This is a genomic window from Kitasatospora sp. NPDC001261, from assembly GCF_042896795.1.
GTDB lineage: Bacteria > Actinomycetota > Actinomycetes > Streptomycetales > Streptomycetaceae > Kitasatospora.
Window position 1 is genome coordinate 12,297 of the sequence record NZ_JBIAXP010000050.1, and the last position, 23,900, is coordinate 36,196.

The 23,900-nt window shown below is 74.4% G+C and carries 20 protein-coding genes and 1 riboswitch; of the genes, 9 read left to right on the top strand and 11 right to left on the bottom strand.

The window, feature by feature from the left end; genetic code table 11:
• Window positions 1-107 precede the first annotated feature (107 nt).
• Window positions 108-252, top strand: a riboswitch (TPP riboswitch).
• The 4 genes from ACFY4B_RS41310 to ACFY4B_RS41325 all read left to right on the top strand — a co-directional run bounded on the left by ACFY4B_RS41310 (window position 245) and on the right by ACFY4B_RS41325 (window position 4,486).
• On the top strand, window positions 245-1,663 hold the full coding sequence (locus ACFY4B_RS41310) for a purine-cytosine permease family protein (protein ID WP_387976682.1): 1,419 nt from the start codon (window positions 245-247) through the stop codon (window positions 1,661-1,663). Its footprint overlaps the riboswitch before it by 8 nt.
• A gap of 109 nt (window positions 1,664-1,772) precedes the next feature.
• On the top strand, window positions 1,773-2,597 hold the full coding sequence (locus ACFY4B_RS41315) for a glycerophosphodiester phosphodiesterase (protein ID WP_380744304.1): 825 nt from the start codon (window positions 1,773-1,775) through the stop codon (window positions 2,595-2,597).
• A gap of 416 nt (window positions 2,598-3,013) precedes the next feature.
• Window positions 3,014-3,433, top strand: coding sequence for an ATP-binding protein (locus ACFY4B_RS41320; RefSeq protein WP_338016264.1), 420 nt, complete (start codon window positions 3,014-3,016; stop codon window positions 3,431-3,433).
• Window positions 3,434-3,502: 69 nt separating this feature from the next.
• Window positions 3,503-4,486 (top strand): DUF5926 family protein, encoded by a 984-nt coding sequence (locus tag ACFY4B_RS41325; protein WP_049655150.1) that lies wholly within the window; start codon window positions 3,503-3,505, stop codon window positions 4,484-4,486.
• A gap of 275 nt (window positions 4,487-4,761) precedes the next feature.
• Here the strand turns inward: ACFY4B_RS41325 and ACFY4B_RS41330 are convergent, their stop codons facing one another.
• Complete coding sequence (locus ACFY4B_RS41330) at window positions 4,762-5,424, bottom strand: bifunctional DNA primase/polymerase (protein WP_049655147.1); 663 nt, start codon at window positions 5,422-5,424, stop codon at window positions 4,762-4,764.
• 614 nt (window positions 5,425-6,038) lie between these two features.
• Between ACFY4B_RS41330 and ACFY4B_RS41335 the strand changes: the two genes are divergently transcribed.
• Entirely contained in the window at window positions 6,039-7,487 is a 1,449-nt protein-coding gene (locus tag ACFY4B_RS41335) for a PP2C family protein-serine/threonine phosphatase (protein WP_380744300.1), read from the top strand.
• Between the two features lie 129 nt (window positions 7,488-7,616).
• On the top strand, window positions 7,617-9,116 hold the full coding sequence (locus ACFY4B_RS41340) for an aminopeptidase P family protein (RefSeq protein ID WP_074001837.1): 1,500 nt from the start codon (window positions 7,617-7,619) through the stop codon (window positions 9,114-9,116).
• A 94-nt stretch (window positions 9,117-9,210) separates the two neighbouring features.
• On the opposite strand, the gene ACFY4B_RS41345 is transcribed toward ACFY4B_RS41340, so the two are convergent.
• From ACFY4B_RS41345 to ACFY4B_RS41355, 3 genes are all read right to left on the bottom strand, one after another.
• Window positions 9,211-10,416: a hypothetical protein gene (locus tag ACFY4B_RS41345; RefSeq protein ID WP_387976687.1), complete on the bottom strand. Its 1,206-nt coding sequence runs from the start codon at window positions 10,414-10,416 to the stop codon at window positions 9,211-9,213.
• A gap of 256 nt (window positions 10,417-10,672) precedes the next feature.
• Window positions 10,673-12,121 (bottom strand): hypothetical protein, encoded by a 1,449-nt coding sequence (locus ACFY4B_RS41350; protein ID WP_387976690.1) that lies wholly within the window; start codon window positions 12,119-12,121, stop codon window positions 10,673-10,675.
• Entirely contained in the window at window positions 12,118-12,795 is a 678-nt protein-coding gene (locus tag ACFY4B_RS41355) for an RNA polymerase sigma factor (RefSeq protein ID WP_387822294.1), read from the bottom strand. The genes ACFY4B_RS41350 and ACFY4B_RS41355 overlap by 4 nt, the downstream gene beginning before the upstream one ends.
• 234 nt (window positions 12,796-13,029) lie before the next feature.
• On the opposite strand from ACFY4B_RS41355, the gene ACFY4B_RS41360 reads away from it, so the two are divergent.
• Window positions 13,030-14,085 carry a helix-turn-helix domain-containing protein gene (locus tag ACFY4B_RS41360; protein ID WP_387976693.1) on the top strand — a complete coding sequence of 352 codons (1,056 nt, stop codon included), beginning with the start codon at window positions 13,030-13,032 and terminating at the stop codon, window positions 14,083-14,085.
• 9 nt (window positions 14,086-14,094) lie between these two features.
• On the opposite strand, the gene ACFY4B_RS41365 is transcribed toward ACFY4B_RS41360, so the two are convergent.
• From ACFY4B_RS41365 to ACFY4B_RS41395, 7 genes are all read right to left on the bottom strand, one after another.
• Window positions 14,095-14,904, bottom strand: coding sequence for a MerR family transcriptional regulator (locus tag ACFY4B_RS41365; RefSeq protein ID WP_387976696.1), 810 nt, complete (start codon window positions 14,902-14,904; stop codon window positions 14,095-14,097).
• Between the two features lie 84 nt (window positions 14,905-14,988).
• Window positions 14,989-16,239 carry a hypothetical protein gene (locus tag ACFY4B_RS41370; RefSeq protein ID WP_375875080.1) on the bottom strand — a complete coding sequence of 417 codons (1,251 nt, stop codon included), beginning with the start codon at window positions 16,237-16,239 and terminating at the stop codon, window positions 14,989-14,991.
• Between the two features lie 225 nt (window positions 16,240-16,464).
• Window positions 16,465-17,607 (bottom strand): LPXTG cell wall anchor domain-containing protein, encoded by a 1,143-nt coding sequence (locus tag ACFY4B_RS41375; RefSeq protein ID WP_387976699.1) that lies wholly within the window; start codon window positions 17,605-17,607, stop codon window positions 16,465-16,467.
• Window positions 17,608-18,001: 394 nt separating this feature from the next.
• On the bottom strand, window positions 18,002-18,583 hold the full coding sequence (locus ACFY4B_RS41380) for an NAD(P)H-dependent oxidoreductase (RefSeq protein WP_049651640.1): 582 nt from the start codon (window positions 18,581-18,583) through the stop codon (window positions 18,002-18,004).
• Between the two features lie 156 nt (window positions 18,584-18,739).
• Window positions 18,740-19,624, bottom strand: a complete 885-nt coding sequence (locus tag ACFY4B_RS41385; protein ID WP_387976702.1) for an NAD(P)-dependent oxidoreductase — start codon at window positions 19,622-19,624, stop codon at window positions 18,740-18,742.
• A 109-nt stretch (window positions 19,625-19,733) separates the two neighbouring features.
• Window positions 19,734-20,165: a hypothetical protein gene (locus tag ACFY4B_RS41390; protein WP_049651638.1), complete on the bottom strand. Its 432-nt coding sequence runs from the start codon at window positions 20,163-20,165 to the stop codon at window positions 19,734-19,736.
• Between the two features lie 152 nt (window positions 20,166-20,317).
• Complete coding sequence (locus tag ACFY4B_RS41395; RefSeq protein WP_049651637.1) at window positions 20,318-20,878, bottom strand: heme-binding protein; 561 nt, start codon at window positions 20,876-20,878, stop codon at window positions 20,318-20,320.
• A gap of 340 nt (window positions 20,879-21,218) precedes the next feature.
• Between ACFY4B_RS41395 and ACFY4B_RS41400 the strand changes: the two genes are divergently transcribed.
• On the top strand, window positions 21,219-22,511 hold the full coding sequence (locus ACFY4B_RS41400) for a sensor histidine kinase (RefSeq protein ID WP_387976705.1): 1,293 nt from the start codon (window positions 21,219-21,221) through the stop codon (window positions 22,509-22,511).
• A gap of 63 nt (window positions 22,512-22,574) precedes the next feature.
• Window positions 22,575-23,237, top strand: a complete 663-nt coding sequence (locus ACFY4B_RS41405; protein WP_049651636.1) for a response regulator transcription factor — start codon at window positions 22,575-22,577, stop codon at window positions 23,235-23,237.
• The last annotated feature ends 663 nt before the right edge of the window (window positions 23,238-23,900 follow it).

Here is a 23,900-nt window from a genome sequence, read left to right on the forward strand (position 1 = left end):
ACCCCTACCGACGGCCGGGGCTCCCCTCCCCGTCGGGCGTCCGCGATGCGGACCGCCCCGCCCTCGGCCTTGGGCGTCGGCACCCGCGCCGGTTAGCCTGGCGCTCCAAACTGACACGCGGGAGCTTGGACCCACCAGGCTGAGAGTGCGCATGTCGACCGTACGCCACACGAGTGACGGACGTTCGAGGGGGCGCTGACCGCCGGAACCTGTCCGGGTAATGCCGGCGTAGGGAGTATCGGCCATGCCGCCTGCTTCGCCATCCTCTTCTTCGGGTACGAACGCCTCCGACTCCGGCGCGAACGCCCCCACACCGGACGCGACCGCCCTCCTGGAACGCGCCGAGCACGTCGAAGCGCCCCTGGTCCTGGACACCGAACCGCCGCGCACGCTGCGCTTCCGGGACCACTTCGCGCTCTGGATGAACCTGGGCGTCAGCCTGATCGGCTTCTCCACCGCCGCCACCGTGCTCGGCGCCCCCGGCAGCGAGCTGTCGCTGGCCGCCGCGGTGACCGCGATCACGATCGGTACGGCGGTCGGCACCGCGATGCTCGCCGTGGCCGCGCTGATCGGCGCCCGCACCGGCGCCCCCGCGATGGCGAACCTGCGCGGGCTGTTCGGCACCCGGCTGTCGTACCTGCCGACGGTGCTGAACATCGTGCAGTGCATCGGCTGGGGCGTCTTCGAGCTGCTGACCATCTCGGCGGGCGCGCAGACCGTCGCGCACACCACCGGCTACCGCTGGCTGTTCGTCCTGCTCGCGGGCGCGCTGACCACCGCGCTGACCATCTGGCCGCTGGGCTCGATCGCGGTGCTGCGCCGCTTCGTGGCCGGGGCGGTCGCGGTGGCGATGGTGTACTTCACCGTCCAGCTTGGCCGCCAGGGCGTGCCGGACCCGGGCGCGGGCAACTGGCACGGCTTCCTCGGCGCCACCGACGCGATGATCGCGGTGTCGGTCTCCTTCGTCCCGCTGGCCGCCGACTACACCCGGCACTCGCGCACCCCGCGATCGGCGTTCTGGGGCAGCTTCTCCGGCTACACGGTCGCCCAGGTCTGGTGCTACGTGCTCGGCCTGATGGCGCTGCTGCAGTCGGACGGCGACCCGAACCGGATCTTCGACTCCTTCCTCGGGGTCTGGGCCGGCTGGCTGTTCCTGCTGGTGCTGGTGCTGCGCGAGACCGACCAGTCCTTCGCCAACGTGTACTCGACCGCGATGTCGGTGCAGAACCTGCTGCCGAAGGTGGACCGCCGGGTGCTCTCCGGCGCGATCGGCGTGCTGATCACCGTGCTGGCGCTGCAGATCGACGAGTTCACCGACACCTACTACGGCTTCCTCGGCCTGATCGGCTCGGTGTTCGTACCGCTGCTGGCGGTGCTCGTGGTGGACTACTTCCTCGGCGCCGGCCGGCGCGGCTGGAACCTCTCCGCCGACGCGCCGTCCCGCTGGCTGATGCTGCTGCCGTGGGCCCTGGGCTTCGCGGTCTACCAGTTCATCGCGCCGACCAAGGTCGCGGGCTGGTGGACGGACTTCTGGACCTCCGCCCAGGAGGCGCTGCACTTCACCCCGCAGGAGTGGACCTCGGCCTCGCTGTTCGCCTTCCTGGTGCCGGCCCTGGCCACCTGGGCGCTCACCCCGCTCGGCCGCCGCGCCGTCCGGGGCTGACGGAGCCGGAGGGAGCGGGGCCCGAGCGGGCCCCGCAGGTGCGCAGACGGCCCCACAGGTTGGGGCCGTCTTTGTCCGCGCTTCACCTCCGCCGCCTATCGTTGGGCCTGTGACCAGCCCAGACCTGTCCTCGGCGGCGGCGCGCACCGTGCCGCCCGTCCAGGTGATCGCCCACCGCGGTTCCTCCCACGCCCTGCCCGAGCACACCCTCGCGGCCTACCGGCGCGCGCTCGACGAGGGCGCGGACGCACTGGAGTGCGACGTCCGGGTCACCGCCGACGGCGCGCTGGTCTGCGTGCACGACCGCCGGATCGGCCGGGTCTCCAACGGCCGGGGCACCGTTTCGGCCATGACCCTCGCCGAGCTGGAGGCGTACGACTTCGGCGCCTGGAAGACCGGCCGCCCCAGCACCGACCCGGAGCTGCGCGGCGTGCTGCGGCTGGAGCGGCTGCTGGAGCTGGTGGTGGAGTGCGGCCGCCCGGTGGACCTGGCGATCGAGACCAAGCACCCGGTGCGCTTCCGCGGCCGGGTGGAGGCCGAGCTGCTGCGGACCCTGGAGCGGTTCAAGATCGGCGCCGTCCGGGAGGGCGACCGCCCGTCCGCCCGGATCATGAGCTTCTCCTCGGTCGCGCTGAACCGGGTGGCCGCCGCCGCGCCGCGGTACCGGCGGGTCTTCCTGTTCGAGCGGACCCTGCCGCTGCTCGGCCGGCTGCGCGAGGGCTCGCCGCTGCCGGGCGGGGCGCGGATCGCCGGCCCGGGCATCGAGCTGGTGCGGGCCCGCCCGCAGCTGGTGACCCGGCTGCGCGAGCTCGGCCACGAGGTGCACGTGTGGACGGTGGACGAGCCGGCCGACGTCGAGCTCTGCCTGGAGCTCGGGGTGTCCGCGATCATCACCAACCGGCCCGCGGAGGTACTGGCGCAACTCGGCCGGTGATCCGTCGGCGCACCGAAGGCCGTACTCCTCCGAACCCCTCCGATCCGATCACTCTGGTCGGCAGTCAAACCTTCCTCGCGCGAAATTGCCGGAATTCTTGCATCCGGGCGACGGAGGGTGAGCGCGGAATGACCTGATGTCGACCGTCGGTCGCCGCACTCGAAATGGGCTCGCGGGATCGTCCGGTGCTCGTTTCCGACGCATTACCAAGGGGCATCTCTCCCTCGGCATACGCTGAAGGAGGTCCGGGGGTGGCGTTGATGGTGGCGCGTGAAGTGCCGACTTCATCGACCATGGCAGTGCCGCACGGCCCAGCGAGTGTCGGGGTCGCACGGCGCCGACTGCGTCGAGATCTGGGTGACCGGCAGGTACCCGAACCGGTCATCGATGATGCTGTTCTGATCCTTTCCGAGCTGTTGAGCAACGCCTGTCGGTACGCCCGTCCGCTCGGCCCGCTGCCGGCCCTGGGCCGCAGCGCCCGGGCCGAGGTGCTCGGGCAGGTGCTGGTCGGCGTCCCCTCCGGGGCGAACGCCGCGCAGGGCGCCCGGGAGCCCGCCGAGGGTCCGGCCGAGCCGGCCGGCGGGGTGCTGGTCCGCTGGCAGATGCACGCCGACGGGGTGCTCACCCTGGAGGTCACGGACGGCGGGGCGGCCACCCGGCCGCTGCCCGCGAGTCCCTCGCTGACCTCGCGCGGCGGCCGCGGCCTGAGCATCGTCGACCAGCTGGCCAGCGACTGGGGCGTGCGCGACGCCCCCGGCGAGGTCACGGTCTGGGCGGCGCTGCCCGCCCGGGCCCGGCACGCCCGGCGCACCGGGGGCGATGCCCGTAGCGCGTGAGCCGGGCTCGGGGAATGTGTCGTTAGGCTTCCCGGGACACAGGACCACCGTTCCCGGGAGAGCCGCAGCATGGGCAAGAAGGCCGCCAAGAAGGCGCCGCAGCGCCAGTCCACCACCGCCGTCACGGGCGAGATCCCCGTGGTCGGGGCCCGCGAGGACTGCCCCTGCGGCTCGGGCCGCCGGTACAAGGCGTGTCACGGCCGGGAGGCCTCGCACGCGGTGCAGGAGCTGGTGCACCGCCCGTTCGAGGGCCTGCCGGGCGAGGCCGACTGGGTGGCCCTGCGCGAGCTGGTGCCCGCCGCCACGGTGCCGCTGACGCTGGCCGCCGGGGTGGCCGACGGCGCGACCGGTGACGTCCCGTCGGTGACCCTGGCCACCGTGCTGCCGCTGGCCTGGCCGGCCCTGCGCCGCCAGGACGGCTCGATCCTGCTCGGCCTGCAGACCCAGTCCGCCTCCGGCGACCTCAGCCGCGACCTCGCGGACGCCCTGGAGCTGGCCCTGGCCACCGAGCCGGGCAGCCCGGTGCCGGCCCGCCGGACCGTCCCGGGCGGGCGCCGCCTGCAGGACCTGCTGGACACCACCGCCGCGTTCACGCCCGCCGTGCACACCGGCTTCGAGTTCTGGCTGGAGGACGCCGAGGCCGCCACCGGCGAGGTCGCCGCCTCCCTGGAGCGCGCCAACGCCTCGGCCATCCCGACCGAGAAGCTCGCGAGCGTGGACTCCGCGTACTGGTGCGGCACCCCGGACAAGAACCACCTGCGCTGGGTGATGACCGTGCCCGAGGAGAAGCTGCTGGACGCGCTGGCCCGGCTGAACACGGCCGGCGAGGCCTCGCTCGGCCCGGACACCCGCCTGGTCGGCTCCTTCCGCGCGCACGGCCTGACCGTCCCGGTGTGGGACCTCCCGCTCGCGATGACCGCCGCCGACTGCGAGAAGCCGGCCGCCGAGTTCGCCGAGCGGCTCGCCGCGGTGCTCGCCGACGCGGCCCCGCTGACCGCCGAGGAGCGGCGCACCCGCGCGAACCTGGTGAACCGTCAGGTCACCTTGAACTAAAGGGCGCAGGATCCGCGTGATACGCGTCACATTGTCGCGGTGAACGCGCAATTTCCGGGCGTGGAGGGCGTCTTGGAAATTGGCGCGGGCGCGGATCCTTGTTACTGTCTAAAGAGTCCGGCCGCTGGTGCATCCCCCGTCGCCAGCGGCCGGATCTTTTCTTTTTCCGGAGTGCCCCGCTCGGAGCCCCCGGACGGGCCCGGGCCGAGACCCGGGAGAAGCCCGGATCCGGGCCCGGCGGACGGTGTCGACAGCCCGTCCCGCTCCGGTGGCCCTCAGTAGGCCGAACGCCCGCTGTCCAGCCGGACCGTCGCCTCCACCAACTCCCCCAGCAGCGGCCCGACCTGCGGCAGCCAGACCCCGCCGCCGACGCCCGGTCGCGGCGCGAGCACCCAGCGCACCCTCCCCCAGCCTCCGGCCGAGGGCACCCCGACGGCCGCGCCGCCGGGCGGCAGCGGCAGGAAGCCGCCCGCCCCGTGGTAGCGCAACGAGCCGGGCACCCAAGGGAGTTGGGCGAGCATCTCGCCGAGCACGTCCAGCGAGTACGGGGCCACCAGCAGCGCGTAGCGGCCCGGCATCGCCAGCACCGGGCCGAGCGGCAGCCGCAGCGCGCCCAGGTAGACCAGCGCCCGGGCGCCGGCCGCCGCGGGCAGGCTGACCGCCGAGACCGTGGAGCCGGTGGCGGCCAGCACCGGCGCGTCCGGGCTCTGCCGCTCCCACCACCAGCGCACCATCCGGGCGTCCGTGGTGGCGGCCAGCAGCGAGGGGTCGTGCGGGTGCGCGCCGGGGACGGTGCAGTCCAGGTCGCCGCAGGAGCAGCGGCCGTCGCGCAGCACGGCGCCCGGCACCACGGGCCAACGGTGGTCGACGGCGGCCGTCAGGGCCGCGGCCAGCCGGGCGGAACGATCCTCCGACCGGTCTTTCGGGTTCTCACGCATGGCGCTCGTTCCTTTCCCTGACCGCTCGGTTCGCTCCGCTCCGCCGGCGTCCGTCGGGATCCTCCGCGCGGACCCGCCGCGGCACGGACCCGGGCGGCGCGGCGCGGGGCGGGCGGCAGGGCGGACGGCGCGGCACGACGTGGAGCAGGTGTGGAGTACGACGTGAAAGGGCCGCGCAGGGCACAGCCCTTGGAACGAGAATCCCGTACGCGACCGGATGGACGCCGCCCGGGCGCGCTTGGTTCCACCGTACGAGTGAGAGAGTTCCGGCCGACCCGGCTCACGGGCGGCACGGACATACGATCCGGACGGCCGCCCGGGCCGTCCTCCCGGTTCTGCCCGCTCGCGGCCCGCTCCATGCCTCCGGGCCGAGTGGCGCGCGCACCAACCCCGCGCGCCCCCCGACCGGGTCGCGATCGATGTGGAACGGGCCACCGCGTCGTCCTGGATCTGGACATGCCCCGAATGGCCTGTGTAGAAGTGGTGGCATTGCTGTCGATCAATGACGAGTAGTAGCGAATCGAGGCGAAACACGCCCTTTGGCCGTGCTCGCTCCACATTGGCCGTACCTGGGGGTTTCGCATGGCACGTAGCACCGCGTCAGGAGTGACGGCATGAACGAGTCCCACCCGTCGACGGCCCTCCCGACGACGACCGCCGAGCCTGGCGAACCCGGCTGCGCGGGCGGGCTCACCGTCCTCGACCTGCCGGACCTCCCCGGCCCCGTCAACGCCCCGGACGGCACGGCGGACGGCCGCACGGCGCCCTCCGCCGCGCTGCAGGACCGTTTGGCCGGACGCCTGTCCGATATCACCAGCCTGCACGAGCACACCGAACGGCTCGCCCGCGCCCGCGGCCTGGCCGCCACCCTGGACACCGTCCTCGCCTCCGGCGCCGCCCTGCTCGGCGCCCGGCGCGGCATGCTGGTCACCCGGCGGCCCGGCGGCGGACCCGGACAGCCGGTCGGCCACGGCCTCGACCGCGCCAGCCTCGGCGCCCTGGAGACCGTCCCGACCGAGCAGAGCCTGCTGGCCCGGCTGCTGCGCGAACGGGACCGGCCCGCCCAGCTGCACTCCCACGACCTCGCCGAGGACCCGGCCACCGGCGCCCGGCTGCGCGAACTCGCCGTCCACCTCGGCCTCGGCGGCGCCTACGGCCTGCCGCTCGCCACCGAGGAGGACGGCCCGCTCGCCGCCGCCCTCTGGTTCTACGACGAGCCCGCCGAACCGACCGACTGCCAGCGCGAACTGGCCCGCCACTACTGCGAGATCGCCGCCCCGCTGCTCGCCAAGCAGCTGGAGGCGGACCGGATCTCGCGCACCACCGAGGCGCTGCGCCGCGGCCTGCTGCCGGACCGGCTCCCCCGGGCCGCCGGGCTGCGGCTGGCCGCCCGGCTCGTCCCCGCCGGGCTGGAGCGCTCCACCGGCAGCGACTGGTACGACGCGATCCCGCTGCCCGACGGCACCATCGGCCTCACCGTCGGCTCCGTCTCCGGCGACGGCCCCGGCGCGGGCCCCGGCTCCGCCCCCGGCGCGGCCGCCGCGATGGGCCGGGTCCGGGCCGCACTGCGGGCGTACGCGGTGCTGGAGGGCGAGGACCCGGTCTCCGTCCTGGGGGACCTGGAGCTGCTGCTCAAGACCACCGAACCGACCCGCACCGCCACCGCCGTCTACGCCTGGATCGAGCCCGAGGAGCGCCGGATCACCCTGGCCGGCGCCGGGCACTGCCCGCCCGTCCTGGTCGGCCGGCACGGCGCCGAGTTCGTGGAGACCTCGCTCTCCGCCCCGCTCGGCATGCTGGCCTGCTGGGAGGCCCCCGGGGTGGAGTTCGTCGCCGAGCGCGGCGACACCCTGCTGCTCTACACCGAGGGCCTGGCCCGCCGCTGCGGCCCGACCCTGCACGCCGGGCAGGCCAACCTGCGCCGGGCCGCCGCCGACGCCCCGCGCGACGTGCGGATCGACCCGGACCGGCTCTGCGCCCACCTGCTGGCCGTCTGCCCGGACCCGGACGCCGGGGGCACGGCCACCGACGACCTGATGCTGCTGGCGGCCCGCTTCGAGTGACGGTTCGGGCCCGGAACGAACGGGCGGCCGGGCGTCCGTACCATGGACGGACGCACGGCCGCCCGCGCGTGTCGCGATCCGACACCTCCCCCAGGGGCGGCGGTACCACCCCCCAAGGAGGCGTTGCACGTGACCGAGGACCGTACCCCCGCGGTGGCCGAGAACCCCGAGGCCGAGGGCGGCGAGGAGCCTGAGCAGCACAAGGGCCGCAAGAACGGTCTCTACGGCGACATCTCCGACGAGCTGGCCGCCTCGATGAAGTCCGGCTGGGCCGACACCGAGCTGCACGGCCTCGCCCCCGTCGCCCAGGCCCCGTACGCGGCCGAGCGCCGCGCCGCGCTGTCCGCCGCCTACCCGGGCGAGCGCCTGGTCGTCCCGGCCGGCAACCTGCGGGTCCGCTCCAACGACACCGACTACGCGTTCCGCGCCGCCAGCGAGTACGTCCACCTCACCGGCGACCAGACCGAGGACGCGGTGCTGGTCGGCGAGCCGACCGGCGCGACCGGCCACGACTTCGTGCTCTACCTGCTGCCCCGCTCGAACCGCGAGAACGGCGAGTTCTGGCTGGACGGCTACGGCGAGCTGTGGGTCGGCCGCCGGCACAGCCTGGCCGAGCAGGAGCAGCTGCTCGGGCTGCCCGCCCGCGACGTGCGCAAGGCCGCCGAGGAGCTGGCCGCGAAGGCCGCCGACTCCGCCGTGCCGACCCGCATCGTCCGCGGCTACGACGCCGGCCTGGAGGCCGCGCTCGCCGACGCCCTGGACGCCGACAAGGACGCCGGGCTCAAGGAGTTCCTGAGCGGCCTGCGGCTGGTCAAGGACGCGTGGGAGATCGGCGAGCTGCGCGCCGCCTGCGACGCCACCGTCAAGGGCTTCACCGACGTGGTCCGCGAGCTGGGCCAGGCCGTCGCCACCTCGGAGCGCTGGATCGAGGGCACCTTCTGGCGCCGCGCCCGGGTTGAGGGCAACGACGTCGGCTACGGCACCATCGCCGCGGCCGGCCCGCACGCCACCACCCTGCACTGGGTGCGCAACGACGGTGACGTGCGCCCGGGCGAGCTGCTGCTGCTGGACGCGGGCGTGGAGACCAGCACCCTCTACACCGCGGACGTCACCCGCAGCCTGCCGATCAACGGCAGCTTCACCGAGGTCCAGCGCCGGATCTACGACGCGGTGTACGACGCCCAGGAGGCCGGCATCGCCGCGGTGAAGCCCGGCGCCCGGTTCCGCGACTTCCACGAGGCCTCGCAGCGCGTGCTCGCCGAGCGGCTGCTCGCCTGGGGCCTGCTGGACGCCTCGGTGTACGACGTCGAGAAGGTCCTGGAGCTGGGCCTCCAGCGCCGCTGGACCCTGCACGGCACCGGCCACATGCTCGGCCTGGACGTCCACGACTGCGCCCACTCGCGCCGCGAGGAGCACGTCGACGCGCTGCTGGTCCCCGGCATGGTGCTGACCGTCGAGCCCGGCCTGTACTTCCAGCAGGACGACCTGACCGTGCCGGAGGAGTACCGCGGCATCGGCGTCCGGATCGAGGACGACATCCTGGTCACCGCCGACGGCAACGAGAACCTCTCGGCCGGCCTGCCCCGCAGCGCCGAGGACGTCGAAGCCTGGATGGCCTCGCTCGCCTGAGCCTCCGCACGACGGCCGTGACGCGGCCACGGTGAAGGGCCCGGCCTCCCGAGCAGTGGGAGGCCGGGCCCTTCGGTTCCGGTGCGGGCGTCCGTCACCGGCGGCCCTGGGGGTCGAAGACGGGCCGGCGGGCGGCCTGGTGACCGTTCGCCTGGGCGCCCACCTGGACCTCCACGTCGTACTGCGGGGCCTTCTTCATCGTGATCCGGAAGGAGTACTCGGCCGAGTCGCCCCTCCGGTTGACCTCCAGCCCGGTCGGGGCGACCGCGGTCAGACCGTCGCAGGCCTCGCGCAGCTCGACCGGCTTCCACGCGCCGCCGGCCATGACCTCCAGCGTGACGTCGTCCGGGGTCAGCCACGAGGCGCTCGACACGGCCACCACGGGGTGCAGGTCCGCGGTGCCCTGCGGCGCGTCGACCACGAAGCCGAAGTCGGCGGGAGTCGTCCCGACCTTGGGGCTCGACGTGGTCACGCCGCTCACCACCGGGCTCTTGTGGTCGACGACCGTGGCGTTCAGCTCGGCCTTCGCGATGCCCTGGTAGTCCGTGGAGTTCGGCACGGGGGCGTCCGCCTCGATCGTGATCCGCCCCGGCCGGTTGGCCGTGGACAGCCGCATCCGGTACTCGATGGTCCGGCTCTCACCGGCGGCCAGCGTGAAGGCCCCGTCCTTCCGGTTGATCACGTAGTCCATCCCGGTGCCCTGGCTGAGCTCCAGCTTCTTCCAGCCCGAGGCGTCCTTGCGCTCCAGGGTGCCGTCCGCCGTCGCGATGATCCGGCTGCAGGGCGCGCCTTCGTACTGCTGGGTGGCCACCACCGGGGCGACGCTGCGGGTGCCGGTGGCGTCGTTGTTCTTCCAGGTCACGGAGAAGGACACCAGGCCGTTGAGCTCGATCTGCCCGCCCTCGTCCAGGCCGCCGAAGGTGATGCCGATCCCGCTTCCGCCGGACACGGCGGGGCCGGCCTTCGGCGCGGCGGGCTTGGCCGCGGGCTTGACGGCGGGCTTGGCCGGCGCCTTCGCGACGGGCCTGGCCTCGGCCTTGGCAGCCCCGGCCGCGGGCGCCGCGGCGGCCGGGGCGCCGGTGGTCGGCGCGGCCTCGGTGGTCGGCGCGGCCGGGGCGGGGACGGTCGGGACGGCGCCCGCGCCGGGGGTGGCCGACGAGGTGGCCGCGGGGGTGGAGGCGGGAGCGGAGGCGGCGACGGACGCCTCGCCGTTCGTCGGGCCGCAGGCCGCGATTCCCACGGCGGTGACGACGGCCAGCGGGACGATCTTCGCAATACGGGCGATAACGGACGCGTTCATGTGACAGTCCCCCCAAGGACATGGTGATGGTGGTGATCGAATGAGCGGGCGCCTACTGTCGCGCCCCGAGGAACCGGCCCGAGCCCCCCGGCTCCGCCGGCTCGCTCTCCCCGCCTCTCACCCTGATAGACGTCCATCCCGCCGGGGGGTTGCAGGCCGGTTCGAAGAATTTTTCCCGGCCCCTCCCCGGAACGCCGAAAGGCGCCGCGACCGGGGGAAACCCGGTCACGGCGCCTCAACTGCCAGCTTGGAACGGCTACTTCACGACCGTCACCGGGACGATCAGCTCCTTCACGGAGGTCAGCGGCGCGGAACCGTCGTACGGCAGCACCGCCTGGACGGACACCGGCATCGTGCCGGGCCCGTCCAGCTTGTCGAGGGCCATCCGGTACGTCACCGTCCTGGACTCTCCCGGCGCGAGCGAGAACTGGGCCTGCTGGCCCACCATGGCGTAGTCCATGCCGCCGCCGATCGCGAGCGGGATCTCCTTCCAGACGCCGCCGTCCTGGCGCTCCAGCTTGCCCTTGTTCATCGTGACCATCTCGCTCGGCGGCGTCCCGGCGTACTCCTTCGTGTAGACCAGCGGCTGGAGCTTGTCGTAGGTCTTCTGGCCGGTGTTCCGGTACGTCACCGTGAAGGTCACCGGGGTGCCGTTGGTGGACACCTTCTGCCCGGCGCCGATGCCGCCGTCGACCGTGATCGCGATGTCCTTCGCGCCCTTGTCGGACGCGGTCAGGGACGGTGACTTGTGGCCGCTCACGTCCAGGCTGTTGACGATCGCCGTCAGGCCCGACTGGTAGTCGCTCTTGAGCCCGTTCGCCACCACGAAGACCTGGTCCAGGCCCATCCCCCACAGCTGGGCGGTGAAGGTGTCCCCGGGCTTGCAGGTGACGTTCCACTGGGTCTTGTCGATCGTCTTGCCGGCCACGGTGGACTTGGTCCGCACGGGTGCGCCGACCGAGGAGTAGCCGTTGTCCGGGAAGTAGGGCCGGCCCCAGATCGGGCAGTTCGGCTGGTGGCCCCAGCCGCTGTCGGCGACCAGGTCGTCCGTCGTCGGCCAGGCGCCGCCCTCGAGTTCGTCCGGGGAGTTGTAGGCCACGACCAGGACGCCGTACGGCTCGCACCTGGCCGGCGCCCAGCCCTGCTGCGGCTCCGTCGGCGCGCCCGGACTCAGGACGCAGACCCGGTCGGCCGAGACCGGCACGGCCTTCCAGCCCGCCGGCACCTTGAACTTGACGCCCCGCAGGCTGGACGAGCTCGCCGGGCCGCTCGCGGTGCCGGGGGCGGAGGTCGCGGTGGTCGGGACGCCGTCGGCGAGCGGGACCTCCGTCTCGGCCTCGCCGGTGGGCGTGCCCGGATCGGTGGGGGCGGCCGTCGGGCTGGGGTCGCCGGTCGGCTCGGGCGTCGGGCTCGGCGAGCTGGTCAGGGTGGCGGCCGGGGGCGGGACCTCGTCCTGGGCGACCGGCTCGCCGTGGAAGGTGAGCACGCCGAGCGCCATGGCGGCGGCCAGGCCGAGCGGCACGGTGACGGCGTACACCGGGCGCAGCCGGCGGATCCGGTTCTTCGGGGGAGCGGCCGGGCGCAGGCTGGCGGCCGTGACGAGGGAGGCCCGGGCCGTCATCGCCTCGCGGAGCAGCCGTTCCGTCGGTGTCTCGGCCGGCCCGTCGCCGTCGCCGCCGGTGCGGCGGGGGAGCTTGTCGGTCATCGAACCTTCTCCAGGTGCTTTTCCAAGGCGTCCAGAGCGCGGCTGGCGGTGGACTTCACGGCACCCCGGGACAGTCCCAGGGTCTCGGCTATCTGCGCCTCCGACAGGTCGGACCAGTAGCGCAGCACCAGCACCTCACGCTGGCGGGGAGTCAACTCCTGCAGGGCAACCAGCACCCGGCGGTGCTCGTCGTTGAGCACCGCGTGGTCCTCGGCGGACGGGGCGTCGGCCACGTGCGGCGGCACGTACTCGCGGGCGGTCTTGCGGCGGCGCAGCATCGAGCGGGCGCCGTTGACCACCGAGGTGCGCAGGTAGCCGAGCGCGTTGTCGAGGTCGTCCAGCTCCTCGCCGTAGCGCTGGTAGAGCTGGGTGAAGGCGTCCTGGACGACGTCCTCGGCCAGGTCCTGGTGGTCGACCAGCATGACCGCCATCCGGACCAGGCCGAGCCGGTGGGCGTGGTACAGGTCGGTCAGGGTGGGCCGGTCCTCGGCGGGCTTGCGACCGCCGCGCAGCAGCCGGAAGCCGGAACGGCGCTGCTTCGCCTCCTGCTCGGTGGCGGCGCCGGCGAGCGGCTCGCCGGCCTCCTGCGCGCCGAACAGCGCGGTGACGACTCCACGGATGGAGAAGCCCCGCCCCCCTGCCTGCGCGGCGGTCGGCCCGATGGCCATGGACATGCGCGTTTCCGCTTTCCCCCGGGACGGTGACGGCGGCCGCCGTTCCGTCAGGTCACCTGATCAAGATCGTGATCGGGGGGATCATCCCAGCCGCCCTCTGCCGGGTTCCCTCCGCCCCCGTATCAAAGGACGTGTGACGGGGGTGAAGGTTGCAGGTGGGTTCGAAGAAAATTCCGAAGGGGTCGGGACGGCTACACTCACCGGCATTCCGCCACCCGTGAGCAGGGGGTTCGCATGGCCGAGCAGCACGCCGAGGACCGGACCGGTGCCGCCCCGCGGCCGGTGCCCGTCGCCATCGGCCGGCGCCCGGAGCCCGTGCACGACGTCGCGGTGTACGCCTTCCCGGGCATGGCGCCGTTCGAACTCGGCGTGGTGGTCGAGGTGTTCGGACTGGCGCGGCCCGAGCTGGCCGGACTGCTGGCGGCGCCCTGGTACGGGCTGAAGGTCTGCGCCGACCGGCCCGGGACGCCGCTGGAGGCGGTGGGCGGCTTCGCGCTGACCGCCCGGCACGGGCTGGACGAGCTGGCCGCGGCCGACACGGTGGTGGTCCCCGGGGTGTCGAACCCGTTCGGCGGCGTCTCCCCCGACCTGGTCGAGGCGCTGCGCACCGCGCACGGGCGCGGCGCCCGGATCGTGTCGATCTGCTCGGGCGCCTTCGCACCGGCCGCCGCCGGACTGCTGGACGGCCGGGAGGCGACCACCCACTGGCGGTACGCCGAACTGCTCCAGCAGCGGTACCCGGCGGTGCGGGTCAACCCGGACGTGCTGTACGTGGACAACGGCGACGTGCTGACCAGCGCGGGCAGCGCGGCCGGCATCGACCTCTGCCTGCACCTGGTCCGCCGGGACCACGGCGCCAAGGTGGCCAACGCGGTGGCCCGCCGCTTCGTGGTGGCGCCGCACCGGGACGGCGGGCAGGCCCAGTTCGTCGAGGCGGCGGTCCGCCCGGTCGAGGAGGAGGACGACGGGATCGCCCGCAGCATGCGGTGGGCGCTGGACCACCTGTCGTCCCCGCTGACCATCTCGCAGCTGGCCCGCGCCGCCCGGATGTCGGACCGCTCGTACCTGCGGCACTTCACCGCCCGCACCGGGACCAGCCCGATGCGCTGGGTCGTCACCCAGCGCATCGCGACCAGTCTGGCGCTGCTGGAGTCGCCGGAGGGGACGGTGGAGGAGATCGCCGCGGCGGTCGGCTTCGAGAGCGCCGCGACCTTCCGCCACCACTTCGGCCGGGTGATGCGCACCTCGCCGACCGCCTACCGGCGCTCCTTCGGGCGCGGGGTGGCCTGAGCGCGCGGTCTACTGCCCCCCGCGCTCCTCCGCGCGCTTCTCCTCGGCCTTCTCCTCGCGCCGGTCCGCGTTGGCGACGATGGCGTCGTGCAGCCACTGGGCCAGGCCCGGCGCGATCTTCTCGTAGGTGTCGGTCCAGCGCGGGTCCGAGACGTACAGGCAGGCCAGGCCGCGGTGGATGGTGTACGTGCAGTCGTAGAAGTTCTGGCGGATGTGCTGCCGGTGCTCCTCCGCGAGGCCGGTGGCCACCGTGCCGTCGGCGGGCTCGCCGGCGGTGACCGCCCCGGCCAGGCGCTCGTTGAGCGCGGTCATCTCGACCTGGATGCGCTGCCAGTCGGCCTTGGAGTAGCCGCCGGTGCGGCGCTGCGACTCGGCCCAGGCCGCGGTGTCGCCCCAGCGCTGCTCGGCCTCCTGCTCCCAGTCCTCCTGGTAGCCCTCGCCGAAGACCTCGAACTTCTCCTCCGGGGTCAGCTGAATGCCCATTCTCCGTGCCTCCATGGCGTGTTCGACGGCTGAGGCGAGCTCCTGGAGGTGACCGATCCGGTCGGTGAGCAACCGGTGCTGCCGCCGGAGGTGCTCGGTCGGGCTGACCGAGTCGTCGTCCAGGATCGCCGCGATCTCGTCCAGGGGGAACCCGAGCTCCCGGTAGAAGAGGACCTGCTGCAGCCGGTCGAGGTCGGCGTCCACGTACCGGCGGTAGCCGGACCGGGTCCGGCCGGCCGGGGACAGCAGGCCGATCTCGTCGTAGTGGTGCAGGGTGCGGACGGTCACCTTGGCGATCTTCGCCACGGCGCCGACCGAGTAGCCCTCACTGGTCATCGGGTTCCTCCCTGGTGCTGACCACCACCCTCGGCTCTCACGTCGCGTGAGGGTCAAGCCGTGGACGGGGACGGGCCCCTGCCGTCAGACCCCGGCGCCGGCCAGCGCCCGCTCGCGCCGCCGGCCGCCCCGACCGCCCCGGCGGCCGGTGCCGCCGCTCCCGCCGTCGCCCGGTGCGCCGGGCCGCTGCCGCCGGGACCGCTGGGTGGGCCAGAACAGCACGTACCCGGCGGAGACCACCACGAAGGCGAGCCGGACGAAGCCGCGGGCCGCGTCGGACGGGAGCAACAGCGTGCCGCCGTACAGCGCGGCCAGCGCGATCCAGCTCCACCACGGGACGAGCCGCTTCTGCCCGACGGCGTCCCAGAGCAGGGTGCCGAGCAGGATCGAGGCCGTGTAGTACGTGTAGACGCTCGGGTCGAGCAGGATGCGGGCGTCCGCGCCCAGCAGCACCACGGCCGGCCAGCGGCCGCGCCAGACGGCGACGCAGCCGAGCCCGATGCCGAGCGCGAACTGGGTCGGCCGGTCCCACCAGGGGGTGGCCGGGTCGGTGACCCCGAACCAGCGCAGCGCGGAGGCGGGCTGGTTCGGGATGGTGAACTTGGCGGCCGCCATGGTGTCCAGGTTGCCCAGGTAGAACGGCAGCCAGGCGATCGCCACCAGGGCGCAGAACCAGAGCGCGGTGCGCAGCCAGGCGGGCCGGGGCAGCGCCAGGATCAGCGGGGCGAAGGCGATCGCCCAGGGCTTGGAGTCCACCGCCAGCGCCAGGAAGACCGCGACCTGGACGGGCTTGCCGCGGGCCAGGGCGTGCGCGGCGAGGGTGGTGAAGAACAGCGCGAGGACGTCGTCCAGGTGCGCGAAGCGGACCGAGACCTCGACCCACATCGGGATGAACGCCAGCCCGGCGATCAGCAGCCGCTGCTGCAGCCGCCGGTGGTTGGTCCCGGTGCCGAGGTAGTACAGGGCCGCGGTGCGGCCGACCACGACCAGCATCACCAGGCCCAGCCCGGCGCTCACCGCCTCGGCGATCAGCTCGCCGGTGTGCGGTGCGAACGGGGCGGTGAGCCGGGCCGCGGCCAGGCTGACCGGGCCGATCTGGAGCTCCGGGTGGTGGGCGTAGAGCGACAGGCCGCCGTCGGGCTGGCCGCTGAAGAGCAACTGCTCGCCCTGGCGCAGGTAGTGCCAGGAGAAGCCGCCGCTGGGCTCGACCAGGAGGAACCAGAGCACCGTCCAGGCGGTCAGCAGGACGTGGTGCCTCCGGAGCGGCAGCCCGGCTATCCGCCCGGTCGTCGCCTCGTAGTCGGTGGTGGTCCGTGCCGTGCGTGCTACCCGCACCTGTCCTCTCCCCGCCGTTCCGCCCCCCTCCGGCCGGACATCCTATGTGACGGAGGAGAACCGTCCGGACCGCCCGCGGGACGGCCCTGGTCGGCCCCCGGAACGGCCCGTGCCGCCCGCGGATCCGTCCGAGGGGACGGTGCGGGCGGCACGGGGGTGTTCCGGATCAGTGCGCTTCGGGTCGGCGCGCCTCGGGTCGGCGCGCTCGCGTCAGCGCGCTTCGCCTCAGCCCTGCTGGGCGGACTTGCGACGGCGCAGCACCACGAGGGTGCCGACACCGGCCACCAGGACGGCGCCGCCGGTGGCCGCGATGGCGGTGGTGTTGCTACCGCCACCGGTCTGGGCCAGGGCCTTGTCGCTGCCGTCCGCGGCGGCCTTGGCCTTGTCGACGGCGGCCGGGGTCAGCGGCGGCGGGGTGATGACCGGGGGCTCCACCGGGAAGTCGATCGGGCCCGAGGTGTCGCCGCTGCTCTCGACCGGGGCCGGGGCGGTGGCCGAGTCGGAGGGCTCACCGGTGGCCGGAGTGGTCGGCTTCTCGGTGGGCTTCTCGGTCGGGGTGTCGGTCGGCTTGCCGGTAGGCGTCTCGGTCGGCTTCTCGGTCGGCTTCTCGGTCGGCGTGACGGTCGCGGTGGCCGACGGCGAGCCGCTCGCGGTCGGGCTGGGCTTGCCCGTCTGGGACTGGGTCGGCGTCGGGCTGGGCTTGCCGGTGTGCGTCGGGGTCGGCTTGCCGCCCGGCGCCTTGATGGTGAAGCCCACGCCGCCGTCGCAGCTGAGGTGGCCGTTGTCGACCGGCTGGTGGGTGGAGTCGTCGAGCTGGGCGGCGAAGACGACCGGGACGACGCCGGCCCGGCCGAGCGGGGCGCCGTCGGTGAAGGACGCCCGGACCTTGATCGGGACGTTCTTGCCGCGGTTCACCCCGAGCAGGTCGTCGGCGACCGGGTTGCCGGACGAGTCGAGGGTGCCGAGCATCATCAGGACGGAGCTGTTCTTCTCGCCGCTCTGGTCGGGGGCGACCACGGCGGTCTGCCACTCGCCGCCGGGGAGCCGGTACTGGACCTTGAGGTCCTTCGCCTGGAGCGAGCCCGCCTTGTTCTTGAACTTGAGCAGCGGGATGAAGACGAAGTCGTGCTTCGTCCGGTTGTCGATCTTGAAGGTGAACTCGCGGGCGTCGCCGCCGGCGATGAAGGTGCCGGGCACGCCGTTCAGCGAGAGGTCGAGGCTCGCGCGCGACGCCTTGTCGGCCTGCGAGGCGACGGCGGACGGGGTGCCGGTGGCACCGACGGCCATGGCGCCCTGGGCGCCGGCCAGGACGAGCGAGGACGCGAGCGCGGCGGCCCCGGCAAGGGCAAGACTGCGACGTATGGACAAGGGAGACCTCACGGAAGTGTCCGGGCGAGGCCCGGGCGCGAGGGGGCGGCCGAAGAACGCCGCGGACCCCCCGCGAAAGCTGAAAGTGCGACGGAGAGTACCGAACGACGGGACCGGTCCGGAAGGCGGGTGGCACACTGCGGTCCGGGCCCGGGAGAGGGCTGCCCGATTCGTCCAACTCTGGCCGTCCGTACGCCTTTTGCGCTCGACCAGGGCGGCGGCCGGATGACGGGTACACGCCCGGAGGGGGGTACCGCACGACCCCCGGCGGCGGGCGGCGCGTGCGCGCGGCACCCGGCCCGCCGGGGGTCGGTCCGTGAGGGGGGTCGGCCGTGCGGAACCGGCCGCGAGGGTTCTGCCCCGAGGGGCCGGCCCGGAAGGCCGGCCCGGAGGATCAGCCCGCGAAGAAGGACTTGGCCGCGATCACCGCGCGCTCGTCCGCCAGCGCCTCGCCCGGGCGGGTGCCGTGGCCCAGCAGCACCCCGCCCCAGCGCATCCCCATGTAGTCGGCGGTCAGCCGGAGGGTGCCGATCAGCGGCTCGGCGTTGTCGTCGTCCTCGGTGGCGAGGGCGGTCACGCCCCAGATGGTGCCGCCGCGCATCCCCTCGCGGAACTCCACGCCGGGCACCCGGAACCAGGCCGACCAGTAGTCGAGGTAGAGCTTGGCGCTGGTCGGCAGCGCGTACCAGTACAGCGGCGCGACGAAGACCAGGTCGGTGGCCGCCAGGGTGGCGTCCAGCAGCGTCCGCTCGTGGCCGGCCGGCTCGGGGTACGTGCCGTCGCCGGTGTGCCGCAGGTCCCGGAAGGGCGGCAGCGGGTGCTCGTCCAGCCGCAGCCACTGCTGCTCGGCGCCGGCCGGCAGGCTCGACTCGGCGGCCAGCCGGGCGAGCCGGGCCGAGTTGCCGTCGGGGCGCGCGCTGGCGTCGAGGAACAGGAAACGGCGCGGCGTCTCGGCGCCGGGCGGCTGATCACCCATCAGGACTCCTCCGTGGTACGTACGGTGCGGACGCAGGAGTGAGCAGCCGTCGGACGCCGGTTTATTCCGCGCCCGCGCCAACCGCCGGGCGGCAGCCGGGGATTGGCGGGCGCGGGTCCGGTCCGGCAGCCCGGCCCGGGGGCCGGCGGGCGGAGGTCAGTCGGGCAGCCCGGCCCGGCGGCGGGCGACCTCGGCGACCGCCGCCCAGTCCTTGTCCCCGTCGCCGTGGGCCAGCGCGTCCAGGAAGGCGTCCCGCAGGACGCTGCCGATCGGCAGCGGCACGTTGCGCGCGGCCCCCGCGTCCAGCGCGAGGCCGATGTCCTTGAGGCCGAGCGGCAGCCGGAACCCGGCCGGCTCGTACCGGCGTTCGGCCACCATCGCGCCGTAGCCGGTGTGGATCGGTCCGGGGAAGAGCGTGCCGGTGAGCAGGTCGACCAGGTCGGTCGGCCGGATCCCGTGCGCCTCGGCCAGGCTGCACGCCTCGGCCATCGACTCGATCGCGCAGGCGATCAGGAAGTTGGTGCTGATCTTGACGGTGTTGGCCTGCCGGGGGCTCTCGCCGAAGTGCCAGGTGCGCTCGCCCATCGCGGCGAACAGCGGCTCGGCCCGCTCCAGCAGCTCGGGCGCGCCCGCGACCAGGATGTTCAGCCGCCCCGCCGCCGCGACCGGCGGCCGGCCGAGGACGGGGGCGGCGACGTAGCCGACGCCGTGCTCGGCGTGCAGCGCCTCGGCCCGCTCGGCGAGGGCGAGCGAGACGGTGGCCATGTTGACGTGCAGGGTCGCCCCGGCGCCGGCCAGCAGCGCGGGGTCGAGCAGCAGCCGCTCGACCGCCGCGTCGTTGGCGAGCATGGAGACCACCGTGTCGGCGGCGAACACCTCGGCGAGCGAGCCGGCCGCCTCCGCGCCCTCGGCCACCATGGCGGCCACCGGCTCGGGCGAGCGGTTCCAGACCCGTACGGTGTGGCCGGCCCGCAGCAGGCTGCCGGCCATGCCGCGCCCCATCGCACCCAGCCCCACGAAGCCGATCGTCCGCCCGGTCATCCGCGCACTCCCGTCGCCGCCGCACCGCTCGTATGCGGCCGACTGTACGTCAGAAGTCCTGCGGTACCCGCCGGTCGGCACGGAAGCACACCCGGAGCCGGGCCGCTCCTCAGGCGCAGGCGCGGGCCCGGGACGGCAGCCGGGTGCGGTCGGCGGCCGCGCCGCGCTCCAGCTCGGCGACCACCCGGGTGCGCAGCAGCTCGTACTGGGCCTGGAGCCGGCCGGGGCGGGCCGGGCGGGCGACCGGTCGGCCGCGGCCGACCAGCTCGTCCGGCCCGAACTGCTCGCGGGTGAGGTCGATCTCGAAGCCGGTGGCGAAACGGTTCCACCAGTGGAGGTCCGTCCGCACCCCGTCGACGTACACCTCGCCCATCATGAGCTCGCCGCCGAGCAGGTCGTGCACCACCATCGCCGTCACCCCGCACTGACCACGGGCGGGATTGTCGGGACGCCAGTGGGCCAGATCCTCGGGCGCACAGGTGTCGACGCCCCAGGAGGAGCGGATCGCGCGTTCGATGTCGTTGAGGGTCCACGCCGTCATACCGGGAAGCCTGCCACGCGCCACTGACAGCGGCACCGGCTTTTCGAAGGGTCATCCCGTGTTCTGCGGCTACCCTTCCGGCGTTCACCCGAACGAGACCCCGGCCCGGCGGGCCCGGCCCCGGGCGCGGGGCGGGCCGGCCGGGCCCCCGGTCACTTCGCCAGCTCGGCGACGCCCGCCTGCGCGAACTGCTCGTCCAGGTCGCCGCTGGGCGCGCCCGCGACGCCGACGGCCGCGATCGGGGCGCCCTTCGACTGGATCGGGGCGCCGCCGGCCAGGAACAGGGTGCCCGGGATGTCCTTCAGGTTCGGGGCCTGGGCCAGGCGCTTGGCCAGCTCCGAGGTCGGGGCGTTCCAGGACACCGCGGTGAAGGCCTTGCGCTCGGCCGAGACCGGGGCCTGCGGGCCGGCGCCGTCGCCCTTCAGCAGCACCCGGGTGACGCCGTCGCGGTCGACGACCGCGACCGACACGTGCTGGCCGGCCTTGGTGGCCGCGTCCAGGGCGGCCTGGGCGGCGCGGGTGGCAGCGTCGATGGTCAGGCCGCTGCTCGGGGCCAGGTTCTTGTTCTGGGTGTCGGCCTTCGCCGCGGCCGGGACGGCCGGGGTGTCGGTGGACTCGGCGCTGGCCGAGACGGCGCCCACGGTGGCGGCGGCGAGCGCGGCGGCGGCGACGGTGCCGGTCAGCACGCGGGTGCGGACGGAGGTCTTCTTCATGGTCCAGCTCCTCAGCGGATCTGCGGGGTGGGGTCGGGTGAGGTGGGGCGGGGTGGGGGAGTTCGGGGGCCGCCGGGCCGTTGGGGGGATCGCCCGGCGGCGTGCTTCGATCCTCCGGCCGGGGAAGGGGCCGCCGCATCGGCGGTCCGGCGCGGGCGTCCGGGCATGATGGGGGACGGCGGCGTCAACCGATCGGCTGATGCGGCCCCGGGCCGGACGGGTCACCATCGAGGGATCGGTGCGGGTCGGTGCGGATCGGGACGGGCCCGTACGGACCGGTACGGCCGGTACGGGCAGGCGCCGACCGCGCACGCACCACCCGTTCAGCCAGGAGCCACCCGTGCAGCAGCCCCGCCCGACCGCCGGCCGCCCCGCCGCGGACCGCACCGGCGCCGGCGGCGCACTCGGCCACGACGCCGGCGATCCGGACGCGGGCCGGCTCGCGCTGCTGCTGGACTCCGCCTTCCTGCTGCTGCTCGCCGCCTCGCTCAGCCGCTACCTCACCCACCACTCCGGCACCGCGCAGGCGCCCTGGGTGATCGGGCTGAGCGCGGCCCTCGCCGTCGCCCAGCCGGCCGGGTCCTGGCTCGCCCACCGCCGTCCGACCGCCCCGGACCGGCACCGCCGCTGGGCGCTGGCCCTGGTGGTGGCGCTCTGGGTGGTGCTGGTGCTGCTCGCGCCGAGCTTCGCCTGGTGCGCCGTGCCGCTGATCTACACCGGGCTGCGGGTGCTGCCCGCGAAGGCGGCCATCCCGCTGGTCGGCGCGCTGACCCTGCTGGTGGTGACCGCCGAGGTCCGGCTGCCCGGCGGCGCCGACGCCACCCTCGTCCTGCTGCCGGCCGCGGTGGCCGGACTCGCCACCGGCGTCTTCCTCTTCATGGCCCGGCAGGCCGCCCGGCAGCGCGCGCTGATCGCCGACCTGGTCCGCACCCGGCGCGAACTCGCCGCCACCGAACGGCGGGAGGGCACCCTGGCCGAGCGCGAGCGGCTGGCGATGGAGATCCACGACACCCTGGCACAGGGCCTGTCCAGCCAGCAGATGCTGCTCCAGGCCGCCGAGCGCACCTGGGACACCCACCCGGCGACCGCCCGCACCCACGTCCGCACCGCCGCCTCGGTGGCCGCCCGGAACCTGGCCGAGGCCCGCCGCTTCGTCCACGACCTCGCCCCGGCGGAGCTGTCCGACGGCCGCACCCTCGACCGGGCGCTGCGGGCGCTGGCCGAGCGGGAGTCCGCCGAGAGCGGGCTGCCGGTCCGCTTCCACCTGGACGGCGCGCCCGTGCCGTTGCCCGCCGCCGCGCAGGCCGCGCTGCTGCGGATCGCCCAGGGCGCGCTGGCCAACGTCCGCGAGCACGCCGGGGCGTCGACGGCCGCGATCACGCTGTCCTTCCTCGGTGACCAGGCCGTGCTGGACATCGCCGACGACGGGCAGGGCTTCGACCCGGGCGCGGCCGGGGGCGGTGCGGGTGTCGGCGCCGGGGGCGGGGGCGGGGGCGGGGGCGGGGGCGGCCGTGGGTACGGCCTGCCGGCGATGCGGGCCCGGCTGCGGCAGCTGGGTGGCAGGCTGACCGTGGAGAGCGCGCCCGGCGAGGGCACCGTCGTCTCCGCCGCGATCCCCCTGGACGACCGATGAGCCCGGAACACCGGTCCCCCGAAGCACAGATGAGCCCGGACGAGCGATGACCCTGGAGCACCGATGAGCACGACTCCCGGCCGGACCACTCCCGTCCGGACCGCTCCCGTCCGGCTGCTGGTCTGCGACGACCACGCCGTGGTGCGGGCCGGACTGCTGGCGCTGCTCGCGAGCGCCGGCGACATCGAGGTGGTCGGCGAGGCCAGCACCGGGGAGGAGGCCGTCGCGCTGGCCGCCCGGCTGGCCCCGCAGGTCGTCCTGATGGACCTCCAACTCGGCGACGGCATCGACGGGGTGGAGGCCACCCGGCGGATCACCGCCACCCCGGACGGGCCGCACGTCCTGGTGCTCACCACCTACGACACCGACGCCGACATCACCCGGGCGATCGCCGCCGGCGCCACCGGCTACCTGCTGAAGGCCGAGCGGCCCGAGGAGCTGTTCGCCGCCGTGCACGCGGCCGCGCAGGGCCGCACGGTGCTCTCGCCGCCGGTCGCCTCCCGGGTGATGGCGCAGATGCGGGCGCCCTCGCCGCAGCTCACCGAGCGCGAGCTGGACATCCTCGGACAGCTGGCGCAGGGGCTGGGCAACCGGGAGATCGCCCGGGCGCTGTTCATCAGCGAGGCCACGGTGAAGACCCACCTCGGCCGGATCTACGACAAGTTGGGCGTGGACACCCGGTCGGGCGCGGTGGCGGTGGCGAAGGAACGCCGGCTGCTGCGCTGAGCCCGCCCGCTCTCCCCTCCCCCGGCCGCTTCCCTGGCCGCTTCTCCGTCCGCTTCTCCGGCTGCTTCCCCGGCCGCTTCTCCGGCTGCGCTGGGCGCCCGTCCGGTGTCACAGCGTGCTGCCACGATGCTCGGAATGTCGGATTCCATCGCGGCGTCCAGCACTACGTGTCCGCGCCCGGCGTCGGGCGGCTCGGGCGGCGGACACCCCGATGGGACGACAAACCGCTGGTCCCGGGCCTTTCCGACCGCCGCGGAGCACTCCGTCACGATGTGGATGTTTTGTGGATTCCGCTATTGACAAACCAACCACGCGGTTTGTTAGTTTGAGATCAACGACGTCCCCGGAGGTGGGGGCTCGCCGGGCCTGTGCGGACCGCTCTCGCCGGAGGGGGGTGTGGCCAGGGGGGAACGGCGGGTTTGCCGGGGTGTCGGGGGGAGCGGCAACGCCGAAGCCGCGCGACGAGGCGGCGTGGAGCGAGTCCGGGGGGACTCGCTCCACGCCTCCCCCGGTCCCCAGCGCCCCTGGTTGGACCAGCACCCTCGGCCGGCCAGTGTCCCCGGCTAGACCCAATGCCAGTGACTTTGATGGCTTTGGCTCGTTGGGTGTGGTGTGGCGAGGGTGGGGCAGGTCAAGTCGCCTGCGGGTGAGCGGTTGTCGGAC